We start from the raw sequence: 15,771 nt of genomic DNA, 5'->3' as shown, positions 1-15,771 counted from the left end.
AATATATCCAACTCGAACCCTAGTTTACCCAATATTCATTGCTCCTGCGAATACTGACAACGGGTAATGCTGTTCCTACAGCCGCGCGGGGATCGAATGAAACGTATATTGAAGACTTTGGTCGACCTTAAATTCGGATTTAAGGTCGGTGGTGGTTTTTTTGCAGTGCTGCTGCTGACCGCGATGGTTGGAGCCGTCGGGTTTGTGGCCATCCAGAACCTTTCATCGAGCTTTGTCGTTGCCGACCATGCGGCCCAGGTCGCCGGCCGGGTTCAGTCGACTTCCCTTAAAAGAGAAGACTATCTGAACAATCCGGCACCGGAACTGAGCGACGCGGTCCACCAGGAGATCGCCAGCATTGATACCGCACTTCAAAGACTCGAACACGAAGTTGCCGGAAACCCGGAAGCGGAAGACCAGGTCAGCGGAGCCAAGGAAGCTGTCGCCGAATTCGGGACGACATTCGATCAGGTTGTCGACCAGACAAACCAGCAGGCCTTGCGTCTTGCGACGCTGCAAGACAGCACGTCCGATCTCGGAAAACTGGCTTTCAACATCAGTGACGCGGTCGCGACCGAGGAAAAACGCGTCAGCGCGGAAGCTTTCTCCGCCGACAGTCGCCTGGATGACGCTTCTCAAATTCAACGCGGTATCTTCGAACTCAAGGACGGAGTAATCCAGGTCCAGCTCATGTATCTGGAAGGCAGCGGCAATCTTCAGGGTGAAGCCCTGGAAAACTCGATTCATATTGCACGCGGCCTGGTCTCCTCTGCCAAGCAGATGCGCTACAAGCAGGTCGAGGGCATGGACCCGAAGGCACTGGCCCAGCTTGCCGGTCAAACGAAAAATCTACTTGGTGCACTTGAAAATCTCACCAAGGACCTCGGCTTTTCAGAAGCTTACGAAGCCCGACTCGCGGTTGGCGAAGGCATCGAGGGCATGAATGCCCAAACGGTGGAAGTTTTGAAGCAGGTCGCCCCTGTGGTCGACAAGGCGAAAACCGATGCTCTGTCAGCCTCCACGAGACTGGCAACGATCCGCTCTATTTCCGACAAGGCGAAATCACTCAACCAGAATGCCCAGACAGCTCGCGCTGAACTCTTGTACCTCTTCGGCGCGTTTGGCGCGGATGACACAACAGAGGTCGAACACCAGATCGCCTCGCTCGCTAAACTTGAGGAAAGTCTGGTCAAGTATGCCAATGTTCTGCCTGCTGCGGCAGAAGCGATCGAGGGGATCGCGACGTCGATTGCAACACTCGACCGGTCCTTCAAGGAAATGCTGTCCGCCAAGTCCGAGTTGATTGTGAAACGTCAGCAGCTGGACAATCTGACCAGAAAGATGAGCGCTGATATCGCGGCAATCTCCAATGCTCAGTCCCAGGCCGCCAATTCCGCAGCCGGAGCTGCCGAGATGCAGATCATCATGACGATCCTGCTTGCCATTCTAGGTGGTGTCGGTCTGGCCTTCGTTTTGAACATGGCGATTACGCGACCGATCCAGACGATCACGAATGTCATGGATCGTCTTGCGAACGGCGACAACGAAGTTGATATCCCGGGTATCGACCGTGGCGACGAAATCGGCAACATGAGCCGCACCGTTCAGGTCTTCCGTGACAACGCCATTGAACGCGCGGAGCTACAGGTACAGAACGCACAGGAAGAAGCCTCGCGGCACGAACGTCAGCAGCGGGTCGACGATCTGATCAACAGTTTCCGCGCAACTGCCGAAGACGCCCTCGGATCCGTTGCGACCACCGCAGGCAGCCTCGACACGACTGCACAGGCCCTGACGGAGATCGCGCGCGACAGTGCCGGTTATGCCACCGAGACCCAGGCCTCGTCGAACGAAACGACGAACAACGTACAGACGGTCGCAAGCGCGGCGGAGGAACTCGCCGCTTCCATCGGTGAAATCTCCCGCCAGGTCGCTCAGACCACCGAGATCGTGGACCGGGCAACGACGGGCACACAGGTGACGAACGAAAAGGTTGAAGGACTTGCAGAAGCGGCAACGAAGATCGGCGAGGTCGTCACGCTGATTCAGGCAATTGCCGAGCAGACCAACCTTCTTGCCCTCAATGCGACCATCGAGGCCGCACGTGCAGGTGAAGCGGGCAAGGGCTTTGCGGTCGTCGCTGCCGAAGTCAAGGAACTGGCGACACAGACCTCGAAAGCCACAGAGGAAATCAGCTCGCAGATCACCGAAATCCAGAACGCGACCAAGGAATCGGTTGTTGCCATCGGCGAAATCACCGAAACGATGAACGAAGTCAACAGCTACACGACGGCGATTGCATCCGCCGTCGAGCAACAGGGAGCCGCGACGGCGGAAATTTCACAGAACGTGCAACGTGCCGCGGAAGGCACCGGCGCGGTCACGTCCTCCATGACACAGCTCTCCCAGGCTGTCGATCAGACCTCCTCGTCCGCGGACATGGTCCTGTCGGCATCCGGCGAACTGACGGAAAAAACCGACCAGTTGAAGCAGGAAGTCGAGCAATTCCTATCGGAAGTTGCTGCGGCCTGACCGGGAACCGCATCGGTTCAACAGGGCGGAGTGCCAGGCACTCCGCCCTTTTTCGTTCACCACTTCGGGCTGAACATTGACCTTGCCGCGCAGGACGACTAAGGCGAGAAGACACTCGAACAATCGAACCAACGAGAGATCATCGTGGCGGACAAGACCAACGCCCCTTCCTTTTCCCCATTCGGAAAACCGCCCGACCAGATCTGGCCCGTCATTCTGGAAACAAAGGGATGGAAAGACTACCGGCTGCTGGACATGGGCGCAGGCGAAAAGCTGGAACGCTACGGTCGATTTACGATCGTGCGGCCGGAACCCCAGGCCATGGGTGCCCGCAAGCTCAAGGAAAGTTTCTGGAACCGGGCGGATGCCGTCTTTTCCGGAGATACGGAGGAAGAAGGGCCCGGTCGCTGGAAGTTCTCGGGCAATGTGCCTGAAACCTGGCCGATGTCTTACGGACCGGCTCGTTACAACGGCCGTTTCATGTCGTTCCGCCATGTCGGTGTCTTTCCGGAGCAGGCCGCGCACTGGGACTGGGTGAACGGCAAGGTTCGCAGTGAACTTGAGCGCGTTCCCGACAGACCCCTCAAGATCCTCAATCTCTTTGGCTATACCGGCCTTGCTTCTCTGCTGCCTGCTGCGGAAGGTGCCCAGGTAACACACGTTGATGCCTCCAAGAAGGCAATCGGTTATGCACGTGAAAACCAGGCACTGTCCGGCCTCGACAATCTGCCGATCCGCTGGATCTGCGAGGACGCATCCAAGTTCGTTGCGCGGGAAGTTCGGCGCGGCAACACCTATGACGGCATCATTCTCGATCCGCCGAAATACGGACGCGGCCCCAAGGGCGAGGTCTGGGATCTTTACACCAGTCTTCCAGGAATGCTGCGGGATCTCAGGCAGTTGCTGACCGAGGACTCCCTGTTCATGATCCTTACAGCTTACGCGATCCGTTCCAGCTTCGTGGCCATACACGAACTCATGGCGGAAACACTGTCGCAACAAGGCGGCCTGCTGGAGTCGGGGGAACTCGTCATCCGTGAAGAAAACGGCGAACGCGCGCTGTCGACATCGCTCTTTTCCAGGTGGAGCAGCCGATGATCGAAAAGCACCAGGGCGCGGTGAAACAGATCACCAGCCATTCGAACCCCATAGTCAAGGAAATCAAGGGCCTCGTAGCGCAACGCAAGCACCGGAATCAGTCAGGCCTGTTCGTTGCCGAGGGTCTGAAGCTGGCAACCGATGCGCTGGAGGCCGGCTGGAATGTGCGGTATCTGGCGATCGGCCCGGAAGCCAGGAACAATCCAGCTGCCCAGAAGGCCGCTGCGAACGCCAAGGCACGCGGTGCGTTGATCCTTGAAGTCTCGACAGCTGTGATGTCGGCAATGACCCGCAAGGACAATCCCCAGACGGTCGTCGGGGTCTATGAACAAAAGATCCTTTCTGCACAAGATATCGACCCAACGAGCGGCGTCCTCTGGGTTGCCCTCGACAGAGTGCGCGATCCGGGAAATCTCGGAACGATCATCCGGACAGTCGACGCGGTCGGAGGAAGCGGTGTCGTCCTTGTCGGCGATTGTACGGACCCGTTCGCGGTCGAGGCCGTTCGGGCGACCATGGGCTCCCTGTTTCATGTGCCGCTCGCCAAGATGACAAAGGAAGAATTCAAGACATTTGCCGCAAAGTGGCCCGGAACGGTCGCCGCCACCCACTTGAAAGGCGCCGTCGACTACAGGACGCCCGATTACTCCGAACCGGTCCTTCTGGTCATGGGCAACGAACAGAAGGGGCTTGAAGACGACATGGCCGCTGCCTGTTCCACCCTGATCCGAATTCCGCAAACGGGTCAGGCCGACAGTCTCAATCTGGCTGTTGCAACCGGTGTTGCACTCTACGAAATCCGCCGAAACCACCTGGAGCTCTGACTAGATGCGATTGTTTGTCTTTGGTGTCGGCTATTCGTCAACAGCGTTTGTCGAGGAAGTGCGCGACCAATTCGAATGGATTGGCGGAACGACCCGCTCGACGGAAAAAGCAGACGCACTCAGGAAGCTGGGAGTAGAGCCCTTTCTTTTCAATGGCGAAGCAAAGGGTGATGGCATTGCCGGGGCGCTGCAGCGGGCAACACATGTGCTGATTTCAATTGCACCGAACGAAACCGGTGATCCGGTACTCAATCATCACGGAGAAGATATCGCCTCCGGGAAACCAGACTGGACCGGCTATCTGTCAACGGTAGGTGTCTACGGCAATCACGATGGTGCATGGGTTGACGAAACCACGGTCTGCAAACCGGTCTCCAGGCGCTCCGTACAACGCGTCGCAGCCGAAGAAGCCTGGTTGAAGTTTGCAGCGGAACATGATCTGCCGGTTCAAATTTTCAGACTGTCCGGAATCTATGGCCCCGGACGCAACACGTTCGAGAACTTCAAAAAGGGCAAAGCCCGGCGGCTCGTCAAACCGGGTCAGGTCTTCAACCGGATCCATGTCGCAGATATCGCGAGCGCCATGAGCCTGGCCATGAAACGGCCTGTGACCCGGGTCTTCAACATAACCGACGACGAGCCTGCTCCCCCGCAGGACGTTGTTGCCTTTGCCGCCGAGTTGCTTGGTGTCGAGCCGCCGCCGGAAATTCCGTTCGAGACCGCTGACCTGACGCCGATGGCCCGATCTTTCTATGGAGAAAACAAGCGGGTCTCAAACAAGCGAGTGAAGGAAGAACTGGGATACTCCTTCAAGTATCCCAACTATCGTGTGGCACTCGAAGACCTGCTACAACCGAAACAGGTATAGTCCATCATCTGCCCGGATCGTTAGGCCAACCAAACAATGCGCATTGCATGGAAGATATTCGGAATCTCGCTGATCGTGTTTCTGGTCATGGCGACCGCTGCCACCTATTCGATCTACAAGATCTTCGAGATCAACAAGGAACTTCAGCTGATCTCGCAGGTCTTTTCGCCACTCCGGCATGAAGTCGCGCAAATCGAAGTGATTGCGTTAAAGGAAGAGCTTGAACTGGAGCGGGTTGAGAAACTGGAAGCGGAACTGCGCGCGGACCGTCTTGAAGCACTCAATTCCGGAGCAACCGATACGGAAATCGATGCCGCGATCAGTGAACATCCGGACATTGAAGCGAGGATCAACCACCTGGAAGCAAGGCTCAAGGCGGGTCTCAACCTGTTCGAGACCCATGCAAACACCGTTGAGTCTCTTCTGAGATCGGCTGAAAGACGCGTCCGTTCCGCTCAGGACACGGCCTCGTCTCTGACGGACAAGCTGGAACTGGCAGCCCTCTATCCGACGCTGATCGCGATAGAAACACAACACAGCAGTTTCCACAGCCATGCACTCAATCTGGTGAAGTCAGCGGACCTGCCACCAGCGACACGGGAAAACCTTGAGGAGCAGTTGGAGAGTGAAGAACAAAAACTCACAGAACGGCTCGACTCGCTTCGCCAGCATGTCAGCGCCTTTACCGACCAGTCTATTGCTACCGCTGCTCTTCACGAGCAACAGGCCCTATATGCCAGCATAGCGGCAACGGCCTCCGCCGGTGCGTTGGCCTTGTTGCTTTCAACCCTCGTCATATCCGGCATCCTCAAACCCATGCGGGCCCTTTCGTCCGGGGCAAAGCGTGTCGAGGATGGCGACTTTGACGTCCGGCTCCAACCGCTGTCGCGCGATGAGATCGGTGCCCTGACCCAAAGCTTCAACACAATGGTCGACGGTCTGAGATCGACGCAGAAGATCAAGGACACGTTCGGCCAGTATCTTGATCCGCGTGTGGTTACAGGTCTGATCTCGGATCAATCCGACGCGTCGGCGGGCGAGAAAAAGGTGGTCACCGCATATTTCTCCGATCTGGCTGACTTCACAACGATATCCGAGCAGTTCACACCCGGTGGTCTCGTTCGGGTCCTCAACAGGTATCTCGACCTGATGTCGACCGAGATCACCGACCGCCAGGGCGTGATCGACAAATATATCGGTGACGCGATCATGGCTTACTGGGCCCAACCGTTCAGCAATGACGGGGATCAGGCAACACTCGCGGTTGAGAGCGCCCTCAGCAATGTCCAACTGATGTTGCAGTTCCAGAAGGAACTGCCGGAACTGACCGGTCTTCAAAAGAACCTGCCGGTCCTGAGGCAACGGATCGGACTTGCGACCGGCGATGCCGTGATCGGCTCCATCGGGTCGGAAAAGACCAAGAACTATACGATCATGGGCGACACGGTGAACCTTGGCGCGCGGCTGGAAAGCGCCAACAAGATCTATGGCACCCAGATCCTCGTTTGCCAGAGAACCCGGGACACGGTCTCGGCAATCGAATTCCGCGCAGTCGACAAGATCCAGGTGAAGGGCAAGACGGAGCCGACCAGTGTCTACACCCCGCTGGCGCGATCAGACGAAATGACCGAGGATCTGTCGAAATTGCAAACCGCTTCAGAAGAAGCACTTCGTGCCTTCTCCCAGGCACGCTGGTCGGAGGCGCAGCAGGCTTTTGAAGAAATTCTTGGAACTTTTCCAAACGATCAGATCGCTACGGTATTTCTAAACCGGCTTGAACTGATCTCGGCGCAGGGCGCACCGGCCGACTGGGATGGCGTGTGGCATTTGAATACGAAGTAATCTGAAAGTCGCTGGATCCGGCTGCCAGGGTCCACATCCAGTTTTTCGGAATCCGAAAAAGAGCTCAACCTTGACGCAGCCTCCGGAACACCTCAGCGTCAGCATCAATTCAAGTTTCCCAAAGAACCAATGATCAAGAGGTCGATAGCATGAGCATGTGGCGCGTTTATCTTTCCGGTGAGATTCATACCGACTGGCGTGAAAGAATTGTCGACGGTGTGAAAGCACTGGACCTGCCGGTGGAATTTTCCGCTCCGGTGACAGACCATTCGGCGAGCGATGATTGCGGCGCTGTCATTCTCGGCGGCGAGGACAAGAAATTCTGGTATGACCACAAGGGTGCCAAGGTCAATGCGATCCGGACCCGTACGCTGATCGAAAAGGCGGACATCGTCGTCGTCCGGTTCGGGGATCAGTACAAGCAATGGAACGCGGCCTTCGACGCAGGCTACGCGTCTGCGCTTGGAAAATCGCTGATCGTCGTTCACGATCCGTCGCTGACCCATCCGCTCAAGGAAGTCGACGGTGCTGCGCTTGCCGTTGCCGAAACGTCGGAACAGGTTGCTGAGATCCTGAAATACGTGATCCTCGGGCAGTTGGACAGGTAACTGCGTATTGCCACGGCGGACCGGTCCGGCGACCGCCGTGCATCGATTTGCGGTCCTGGACTTGTCTCTATCTTCGAAGTCCGCGTCTTCGCCAAATCGTCTGTCTAATTGGCTCTGTCCTTCACTTCTCTTTGCAACGAGAGAAGAGCTTCCACCCAATCCTCATCAGTGTCTTCGCGTGCCTTTGAAATCTTGGCATCAATGTCTGGGAGCAGTTCGTGTTTCTCAAAGTTCAGACAAATCTTTTTGACCCGGTCAGCGCCGGGCCAATTCATGTCTTTCAGCCACTCCAAGAGGTCGGGAACAAACTGCACAACTTTTGAAGGCTCAAGACCTTCGAGTAATTCGGCTGCATTTTCCCATTGGGTTTTCCGAAGGTTCTGGATCATTAGCGGAGAAAGATCGTCACCGATTTTCCGCCTAATGGACTCTTTAGCTGAGGCTTGCACTTCTTTTGGCTGCTTCCAATCCAGGCCAGCAAGTTCTTCGGTGAAAAAATCTGTTGGATCCATGCACAATCCGTTTCAGTTTCCTATCGATCAGAGCGGATGTGGCCGCCAATCTGTGTTGCACTGACTTGCAATCCATCCACTCTTTTGGTTCATGTTTTTTGCACCCGTGTCGTGTCTCATTATTTCCGGACAGCAAAAAAGCTCTACGGCAGTCTCAACACCCTTGTTCTGCCAGGATGAACAAACACCGCGAGCGCGGCCTAGATCAAGCGTTTTAGGTCGTACCTTGAAATTAACAAATTCCTTACCATACTAAGAGAAGCTAAGACTTCCCGCACTTATTAGCCGGGAAAGCTGATTCCTTCTGAAATTGAACTGCGCAAAAGTTTGCGGCGGCACACAGTAGCTGCGCACGTGCGTGTTTATTTCAAAAGGAAATTTGGAAAGTACTTTAGCGCTATCAGAAACACTGTCATCAAGACGTCGAAAAATGAAGGTAGAAACTCAAACTGTATGTCTCGATGAGTAAAATTGGAAAGTAAGCTCCATGCAACATGGAAATGTGAAATGGTTTGATAAGGGCCGCGGTGTCGGCACAATCGAACCCGAAGACGGCGAGGACATCCTCGTTGACATCTCGGCCCTGCACCGGTCCGGCATCGACACCTTGACGGAAGGCCAGCTTGTGGTTTTCGATCTGGAGTGGCGCCGTGGGCAGATGGTGGCTGAAGACCTGAAAGTCCTGTAAAGTCGCTTTACAGAACTTTCCGAATGCAAGGGCGGTTCGACCGCCCTTTTTTATTGGGGGAAACATGCAGACTGATGAAAGGTTGCAGGAAGGCATCGCAGCACATCGCAAAGGTGATCTGGAAACTGCACAAGACATTTATTTGGAAATATTGAACAAGGATCCGGAACACGCGGACGGACTACATTTTCTCGGCTTGCTGCATTTTGATGCGGGACGAGCCGACAGCGCGATCGATCTGATCCAGAAATCGCTTGAAAATGATGAACGCAACACGTCGGCCCTCAATAATCTCGGCAACATTCTCAAGATCGTCGGCGAGCCAAAGGCAGCATTTGCAGCCTATGTTCGCGCCGTGGAACTCGATTCCAGGCACGAAGAAGCGTGGAAAAACATCAATGTCCTTCTGCGGGCGTCGGGCGACTATGACGAAATCCTGACGATCATGTCGGAGATCGTTCGCCTCGACCCTGATAATCCCAACGCCTGGCATACCTACGGCCTCGCGCTGATGTTCACGGGTTCGAAGGAGGAAGCTTCAGACGCCTTCGAGAAGTCGCTCAGGTTCGATGACCCGAAAGCGCCGCAGGCTCTTTGGCGCGCGCGCGTTCTGAGTGCACTTGGACGCCCCGATCTTTCCAAAATCCACCTCGAGAATATTGTCGCTGCCGATCCGGAGAACAAGGCCGCGCACTATCATCTTTCAGCGGTACGCGGAGATGACCTGCAACACGCTCCGGAGGACTATGTCAAAACCCATTTCGACAAGTTTTCCGACTCGTTCGATGAAGTTCTTGAAGGTCTCGGGTATCGCGCGCCGGAACTCGTGGCCGAGGACGTTGTTGCGCTCGCCGGTCAAAAGACGGAACCCTTTCCGGACGTCGTCGATCTCGGCTGCGGAACCGGTCTGTGCGGTCCGCTGATCAGCGACCACTGCGGCAAGCTGACCGGTGTCGACCTGTCCCGCGGCATGATGGAAAAGGCAGCGCAACTGAACGTCTATGACTTTCTGGTCGAGGGAGAACTGGTTTCCTTCCTGAATTCGGACCTGCCAACCCGTTTCGATCTGGCTGTTTGCGTCGATACGCTTTGCTATATCGGCAATCTGCGCCCGTTCATGAAGGCACTGGCAGGTGCGCTGAAACCCGGCGGTATCCTGGTTGCCAGTGTTGAACATCTTGTCGACGATTCCGGACCCGATTTTCGTGTCGACGCCTCCGGGCGCTACGCACATACACCTGATTACATTCGCAAATCCACTGAAGAAGCTTCGCTGATTTACAAGACGGACCGCCAGGAAGTCCTGCGCAAGGAACTTGGTCAGGAGGTTCAGGGGCTGATTTTCCAGATCCAGAAACCAGAGGCGAACTGAACCAGATTGTCACGGTCGCACTTGCGGCCGTGACCGGACCATTCGCGGAGGGCGGGTCGCAAATCGGCACCCGGCGAACTATCATCGCCTCACCAAGGAAGTCATCTTGCCGGCCGGTATGTCAAAGAGAAGCGCTCTCACGTTCATTCTGATCACGTTGATCATCAACTCCATGGGTATTGGCCTGATGATGCCGGTCATGCCTTCGCTGCTGACCGAGCTGACGTCGCTCCCGGTGAGCGAGGCAGCTCGATGGGGCGGAGCCCTCAGTGTGATCTACGCGTTGATGCAGTTCCTGTGCGGACCTACGCTCGGCAATCTTTCGGACCGGTTCGGGCGTCGGCCCGTGCTGCTCGTGTCCATGTTCGCGATGGCTGTCGACTACCTGATCATGGCCCTTTCCTGGCATCTGGTGATCCTTTTCATAGGCAGGACGCTGTCCGGCGTTGCAGGTGCGACCTTCTCGGCAGCTTCCGCCTATATTGCAGATGTTTCCTCAAAGGAGGACCGGGCCAAGAATTTCGGGCTGGTCGGCGCCGGCTTCGGCGTCGGCTTCGTGCTCGGCCCGATGATTGGCGGCTTCCTGGGCGAATATGGACCGCGAGCGCCATTTTATGCCGCAGCGTTGCTTTCCTTCATCAATTTCCTGTTCGGCTACTTCATGCTGCCGGAGACCTTGAAGGAAGACAACAAGCGCTCCTTCGACTGGAAGCGCGCCAATCCTCTTGGTGCCCTGAAACAGATCGCCAAGTACCCTGCCGTCCGAACACTTCTGCTGGCCGTTTTCCTGTTCGACATTGCCCATTATGTCTATCCGGCGGTCTGGAGCTACTACGCCGAGGAGGTCTTCGCATGGACGCCCGGTGACATCGGTCTGTCACTTGCCTTTGTCGGTGTCGGTTTTGCGTTTGTGCAGGGGTACCTTATCCGGGTGCTGGAGCCGAAATTCGGACCAGGACGAACCCTCTTGATCGGGCTTTGCGCCAACCTTGTCGCCTTCGCAGGCCTGGCTGTCGCCGATACGGGCTGGATGGCCTATGCAATGGTCACGTTCGCCGCATTCGGTGCGCTGGCAACACCCGCCTTCACAGGACTGATGTCAAACCGAATTCCTGATAATGCACAAGGCGAACTTCAAGGCTTGATCTCAAGCGCCGCGGGTCTTTCCATGGTGGTCAGCCCGTTCGTCATGACACAGACCTTTGCCCATTTCTCCGGCCCAGATGCAGTTATCTCATTTCCCGGTGCGCCGTTCGCGCTTGCGTGGCTCCTGATCCTGGCGTCCATGCTGATCGCGCTGCCCTTCATGAAACTGAAGCAAAAACATCTGTCCGACGCCACCGCCTCGGAACGGGAAAACCCAGCGGAGTAGTTCCCAATGTCCGAGGTCTCCTTTCTCGATGGACCACGCCTGCCACCGGCCTCCGGCGGGGCTGCCAGGCACCTCATCGTTCTTCTGCACGGCTACGGGGCTGACGGCAACGACCTGATCGACCTGGCTCGTTTCTGGCAACCTCTTTTTCCGGAAACGGCCTTCGTTTCGCCGCATGCACCAGAGCCCTTGCCGTTTGAAGGCTTCGGCGGGCGCCAGTGGTTTGCCCTGAACGAGCGCACGCTGACGGAATACCGGATCGGCGCCGAAGCTGCCCAGCCCATCCTCGACCGGTTTTTGGACCGGGAACTGGACAAACTTTCACTCGATGGGCAATCGCTCTCGCTCGTCGGCTTCAGTCAGGGGGCGATGATGACACTGCAATGCGGCCTGCGCCGGACAACGCCACCCGCCGCGCTCATTGCCTATTCGGGTCTGCTTCCCGGGGCAGACAGGTTCAATCGGATCAACACGAACACTCCCGTTTTGATCGTCAACGGTGCTGAAGACGACGTCGTGGCAAGCTATCACGGCAGAGCTGCGCGTGATGCGCTGGCCACCGCCGGGCTGCAGGTCGACTACCACGAGTTGGAAGGCCTCGGTCATACGATCGACGACAGGGGTCTGTCACTCGGCGGAGTCTTTCTCAAAAGCCACCTTTTCGGCTGAAATCCAACCCCGATCCGTTTCCCGGCGTTACTGGTTAATGGCCTATTAACCCAATTGCCGGATGCTGTCAGGATCTGTGCCGGACCAGGAAGGGCCGGCGAAACCGGGATTCAATCACATGCAGATCTCCGTCGAAACCACGACCCAGAGTTCGAGCCTGTTTTCAGCTTCCTTTTCAAGCGGTGGTCCAGAAGGATCCGGGCACGGTCCGAAAGGTCATGCATACGGACACGATATCGGCCAGCGTAACGGCCATAACAAGGCCCCTGCCGTATCCGTTCTCGAGGCGGCGAGCAAAAAAGCCGAAGAAGATGCCGTGGTTATCGCCACGCTTCAGCAAGCTGTCGACAAGGGCAAGGGCGAAGACGACGAGAAGAGCAAGGACAAGGCCCTTGCGACCGTCGAGGATTACCAGAAAGCTGCCGGAAAACTGAAAGCTGCTCTCGGCGAGGAAGAAAAAGGTCCTTCCGCTTCCCTTGCATATGAAAGCGCCTCCATTTCCACCACCACCATCGAGGCGGAGATCGGCGGCGAGACCGTGTCAGCGCAATTCGTTTCTTTTGAACGGGTTTCCTACAACAGCGAAACCGGGCTCTCGGTTCGTTCGGCAAGCGCGTCCAGCATCGAAGGCGAGTTCGACAACGGCTCCTTCAGCTACCAGAGCGCGTCTGTCAGCGAACTCTATGCCGGAACGGGCGAACAGGTTTCGAACCTCGCCGGTCTGTTGGCGTAACCAAACCATCCGCAAGACTTCGACACCAAATCCTGGCATCGTCGCCCCGGACGCCGTGTGGCAAATATCCGGGGTCGGCATGTGTCAGAGCCCGAGACAATCCCCAACTTCCAATGGGTGAACGCACCCTGGTCCCGGTTCAAGATGTGCCTGAGCGGGATGACGACCAAAGGACTGGAGGCAAGGACGCTTATGCCTCCTTGCCCATCAGAAAGTCTTCAAGCCTTCTTCAGATACGCCACCAGCACGTCCAGGGCCGCCTGAAGATCCGACTTGTGGATCATTTCCGTCACCGTGTGGATATAGCGCGTACCGACGACGATGCCGACGGCCTTGGCACCTGCGGCAGCCTGCTGTGCCGCTGCCCCGTCCTGGCCACCCGCCGCCAGCATCGTGCGCTGGAACGGGATCTTTTCCTTTTCCGCAAGCGCCTCGAATTCCTTTACAAGATCACGGTCGGCGATGAAGCTGCTGTCCTTGACATGCAGACCGAAGCCATTGCCCTGGACCGTCGTCCTGTCCTGTTCGGGAACGCCAGGCGTGTCACAGGCAAGGGTCGTGTCGACACCCAGGCCGATATCCGGCTTGATGGCAAAGGAAGCGGTTCGCGCACCGCGCAGGCCAACCTCCTCCTGACACGTAAAGGCAACGTGGATCTCGCATTCGTGCTTTGACTTGCCAAGCCCCTTGACGGCCTCCACGCCGAGCCAGCAAGCGATACGGTTGTCGAGTGCCTTAGAAACGATCTTGTCTCCGATCTCGATCAGGGGCTCGTCCATCGTCACCATGTCACCGACCTTGACGACGTCCCTGGCCTTGTCGCCAAGCCCGATATCGACCACGAAGTCCTTTGGCTCAGGAACCTTTTTTCGTTCCTCGGGCGAAGAGATGTGGATGGGTTTGCCGCCCGGGTTCATGACGCCCTTGAATTCACCGTCGTCGGTGGAAACGAGAACCCGGCGTGAGAACAGGTTGCGCGCATCGAAACCGCCGACCGGCTGAACGTGAAGAAACCCCTTGTCGGTGACATGCGAGACCAGGAAGCCGATCTCGTCCATGTGACACAGGAGCATCACCTTCTTCGGGTCACCCTTCCTGGAACTCTTGCGACTGTTCCGCCGGCACAGAAGTGATCCCATCGGATCCACGGTCACTTCGTCAAAAAGCCCCTTGATCTCGTCTTGAATGAGTTCGCGTACCCGGTGCTCGTGCCCCGGGACGCCCGGTGTTTCGCACAGACGGCGAAGTAGTTCGATATTCATGAAACATCCTGTCGGAGTGGTAAAAAATCCGGACAGATCCTATGCCGAAATCAACCTCCGGATAAAGGGCGGCAAACGCGTATTGTGGGTTGCAATTGCCACGGGAGCTGAAAATCTGCAGAATTCCAGCAATTCGATTAACCGATTGCTCTCCAAATTTTCCGATTAAGTCCTATCTTTTTCAAATTGCCATTGCAGTGTCGTAATTGGTCGCAAACATTTAAGGACAGATAACATAAGCGTGTGTGGCGGACCTGCGAACAGACGCTGCCCCTTCCAGATTGACCACCCCGGGGACCAACCATGACCCAGAAAAGACGTTTTATTCTATCTATTGACGGCGGCGGTGTCCGCGGACTTATTCCATTGCGCATTCTCGAAACGCTTGAAAGCCGCCTTGGCCAGCGGGGCGTCAACAAGCCAATGCATCAGATTTTCGACCTGATGGCCGGAACTTCGACCGGCGGACTGATCACTGCCGGACTGAGCGCACCGCGGCCCGGCGGGACAGCCGGAGAAGCCGCCGCCACCATTGCCGAGCTCAGAAATTTCTACGAGCGCGAGGCGCGGGACATCTTCAAGAATTCCATCACGGCACGGCTGGCGCGCGCAGTGAGCAATCCGCTCGGGCTGTTCGACGAGACCTATGACGCGCGGCCTTTGGAAAAGCTCCTGAAAGAAAGGTTCGGCTGGACCTCCATGGCCAGCGCGCTGACAAAACTGGTCCTCACCGCGTATGACATTGAACAGCGCAAGGCCGTGTTCATGACCAACGGACTTGAGGAAAACGGCAGCCGGCCGAATGACTACTATTTCTGGCAGGCCGTGCGCGCGACCACGGCTGCACCTTCCTATTTCGAACCTGCCCGTGTCGAGAACCTCACCCTGAAGAGCGATGAGGCTCTTGTCGACGGCGGTGTCTTCATGAACGATCCGGCAATCGCGGCCTATCTGGAAGCCCGCAAGATCGGCTGGGACCAGGACGAGTTGGTCATACTGTCACTTGGAACCGGCAAGGCTGAAAAACGACCGTTCCCCTACAAGGAAGCGATTGGATGGGGCGCGCTCGGATGGATGCAGCCCTCCAAGGGTGTACCCATCCTGTCCATTTTTGCGGACGGACAGTCTCAAACGTCCGCCTACCAGGCACAGCACCTTTTCGACGAATTGCCCAACGTGACGTATCACCGTCTGAACGCTGTTCTCGACGCGGAAGCCGAAGACATGGACAACGCACGCCCAGGCAACATCATCGCGTTGAACGGAGCAGCCGATCGGGTGATCCGCGACCACACGGTTCTGCTCGACGAGTTAGCCGATCTGTTGAAAGCCCACATGGAAACATCGGAAACGGATGCGCAGCATCCCGATTTGGTGCATGCTGCCTGAAG

The 15,771-nt window shown here is 56.7% G+C and carries 14 protein-coding genes; 12 read left to right on the top strand and 2 right to left on the bottom strand.

Going from position 1 to position 15,771, the window contains the following annotated elements:
* Positions 1 to 96 precede the first annotated feature (96 nt).
* The 6 genes from ACO6TI_RS11035 (at position 97) to ACO6TI_RS11010 (ending at position 7,772) form a co-directional block, all read left to right on the top strand.
* On the top strand, positions 97 to 2,532 hold the full coding sequence (locus ACO6TI_RS11035; protein WP_159100693.1) for a methyl-accepting chemotaxis protein: 2,436 nt from the start codon (positions 97 to 99) through the stop codon (positions 2,530 to 2,532).
* Between the two features lie 144 nt (positions 2,533 to 2,676).
* Complete coding sequence (locus tag ACO6TI_RS11030; RefSeq protein ID WP_055120104.1) at positions 2,677 to 3,630, top strand: class I SAM-dependent methyltransferase; 954 nt, start codon at positions 2,677 to 2,679, stop codon at positions 3,628 to 3,630.
* Entirely contained in the window at positions 3,627 to 4,454 is an 828-nt protein-coding gene (locus tag ACO6TI_RS11025; RefSeq protein ID WP_055120106.1) for a TrmH family RNA methyltransferase, read from the top strand. Before ACO6TI_RS11030 ends, ACO6TI_RS11025 begins: the two co-directional genes overlap by 4 nt.
* 4 nt (positions 4,455 to 4,458) lie before the next feature.
* The gene (locus ACO6TI_RS11020; RefSeq protein WP_196999005.1) at positions 4,459 to 5,322 is read left to right on the top strand and encodes an SDR family oxidoreductase; all 864 of its coding nucleotides are present in this window, start codon (positions 4,459 to 4,461) and stop codon (positions 5,320 to 5,322) included.
* Between the two features lie 36 nt (positions 5,323 to 5,358).
* A complete protein-coding gene (locus tag ACO6TI_RS11015) occupies positions 5,359 to 7,164 on the top strand; it encodes an adenylate/guanylate cyclase domain-containing protein (RefSeq protein ID WP_422384940.1) in 1,806 nt (601 codons plus the stop codon).
* Between the two features lie 149 nt (positions 7,165 to 7,313).
* On the top strand, positions 7,314 to 7,772 hold the full coding sequence (locus tag ACO6TI_RS11010; protein ID WP_055120424.1) for a YtoQ family protein: 459 nt from the start codon (positions 7,314 to 7,316) through the stop codon (positions 7,770 to 7,772).
* Positions 7,773 to 7,876: 104 nt separating this feature from the next.
* Here the strand turns inward: ACO6TI_RS11010 and ACO6TI_RS11005 are convergent, their stop codons facing one another.
* Entirely contained in the window at positions 7,877 to 8,284 is a 408-nt protein-coding gene (locus tag ACO6TI_RS11005) for a DUF5071 domain-containing protein (protein WP_422384939.1), read from the bottom strand.
* Between the two features lie 487 nt (positions 8,285 to 8,771).
* On the opposite strand from ACO6TI_RS11005, the gene ACO6TI_RS11000 reads away from it, so the two are divergent.
* The 5 genes from ACO6TI_RS11000 (at position 8,772) to ACO6TI_RS10980 (ending at position 13,118) form a co-directional block, all read left to right on the top strand.
* Complete coding sequence (locus tag ACO6TI_RS11000) at positions 8,772 to 8,972, top strand: cold-shock protein (protein WP_029062142.1); 201 nt, start codon at positions 8,772 to 8,774, stop codon at positions 8,970 to 8,972.
* Positions 8,973 to 9,036: 64 nt separating this feature from the next.
* Complete coding sequence (locus ACO6TI_RS10995; protein WP_422384938.1) at positions 9,037 to 10,344, top strand: tetratricopeptide repeat protein; 1,308 nt, start codon at positions 9,037 to 9,039, stop codon at positions 10,342 to 10,344.
* A gap of 118 nt (positions 10,345 to 10,462) precedes the next feature.
* Positions 10,463 to 11,716: a TCR/Tet family MFS transporter gene (locus ACO6TI_RS10990; protein WP_055120116.1), complete on the top strand. Its 1,254-nt coding sequence runs from the start codon at positions 10,463 to 10,465 to the stop codon at positions 11,714 to 11,716.
* A gap of 6 nt (positions 11,717 to 11,722) precedes the next feature.
* Complete coding sequence (locus ACO6TI_RS10985) at positions 11,723 to 12,385, top strand: alpha/beta hydrolase (RefSeq protein WP_422384937.1); 663 nt, start codon at positions 11,723 to 11,725, stop codon at positions 12,383 to 12,385.
* Between the two features lie 118 nt (positions 12,386 to 12,503).
* Entirely contained in the window at positions 12,504 to 13,118 is a 615-nt protein-coding gene (locus ACO6TI_RS10980; protein WP_055120425.1) for a hypothetical protein, read from the top strand.
* A 218-nt stretch (positions 13,119 to 13,336) separates the two neighbouring features.
* Here ACO6TI_RS10980 and ACO6TI_RS10975 read toward each other — a convergent pair whose 3' ends face one another.
* Positions 13,337 to 14,380: a M42 family metallopeptidase gene (locus tag ACO6TI_RS10975; RefSeq protein WP_029062054.1), complete on the bottom strand. Its 1,044-nt coding sequence runs from the start codon at positions 14,378 to 14,380 to the stop codon at positions 13,337 to 13,339.
* Between the two features lie 303 nt (positions 14,381 to 14,683).
* Between ACO6TI_RS10975 and ACO6TI_RS10970 the strand changes: the two genes are divergently transcribed.
* Entirely contained in the window at positions 14,684 to 15,769 is a 1,086-nt protein-coding gene (locus tag ACO6TI_RS10970; RefSeq protein WP_196891392.1) for a patatin-like phospholipase family protein, read from the top strand.
* Positions 15,770 to 15,771: the final 2 nt, after the last annotated feature.

The organism is Roseibium album (assembly GCF_965233825.1).
GTDB classification, from domain to species: Bacteria; Pseudomonadota; Alphaproteobacteria; order Rhizobiales; family Stappiaceae; genus Roseibium; species Roseibium album.
This window is presented reverse-complemented; position numbering and strand designations above follow the sequence as displayed.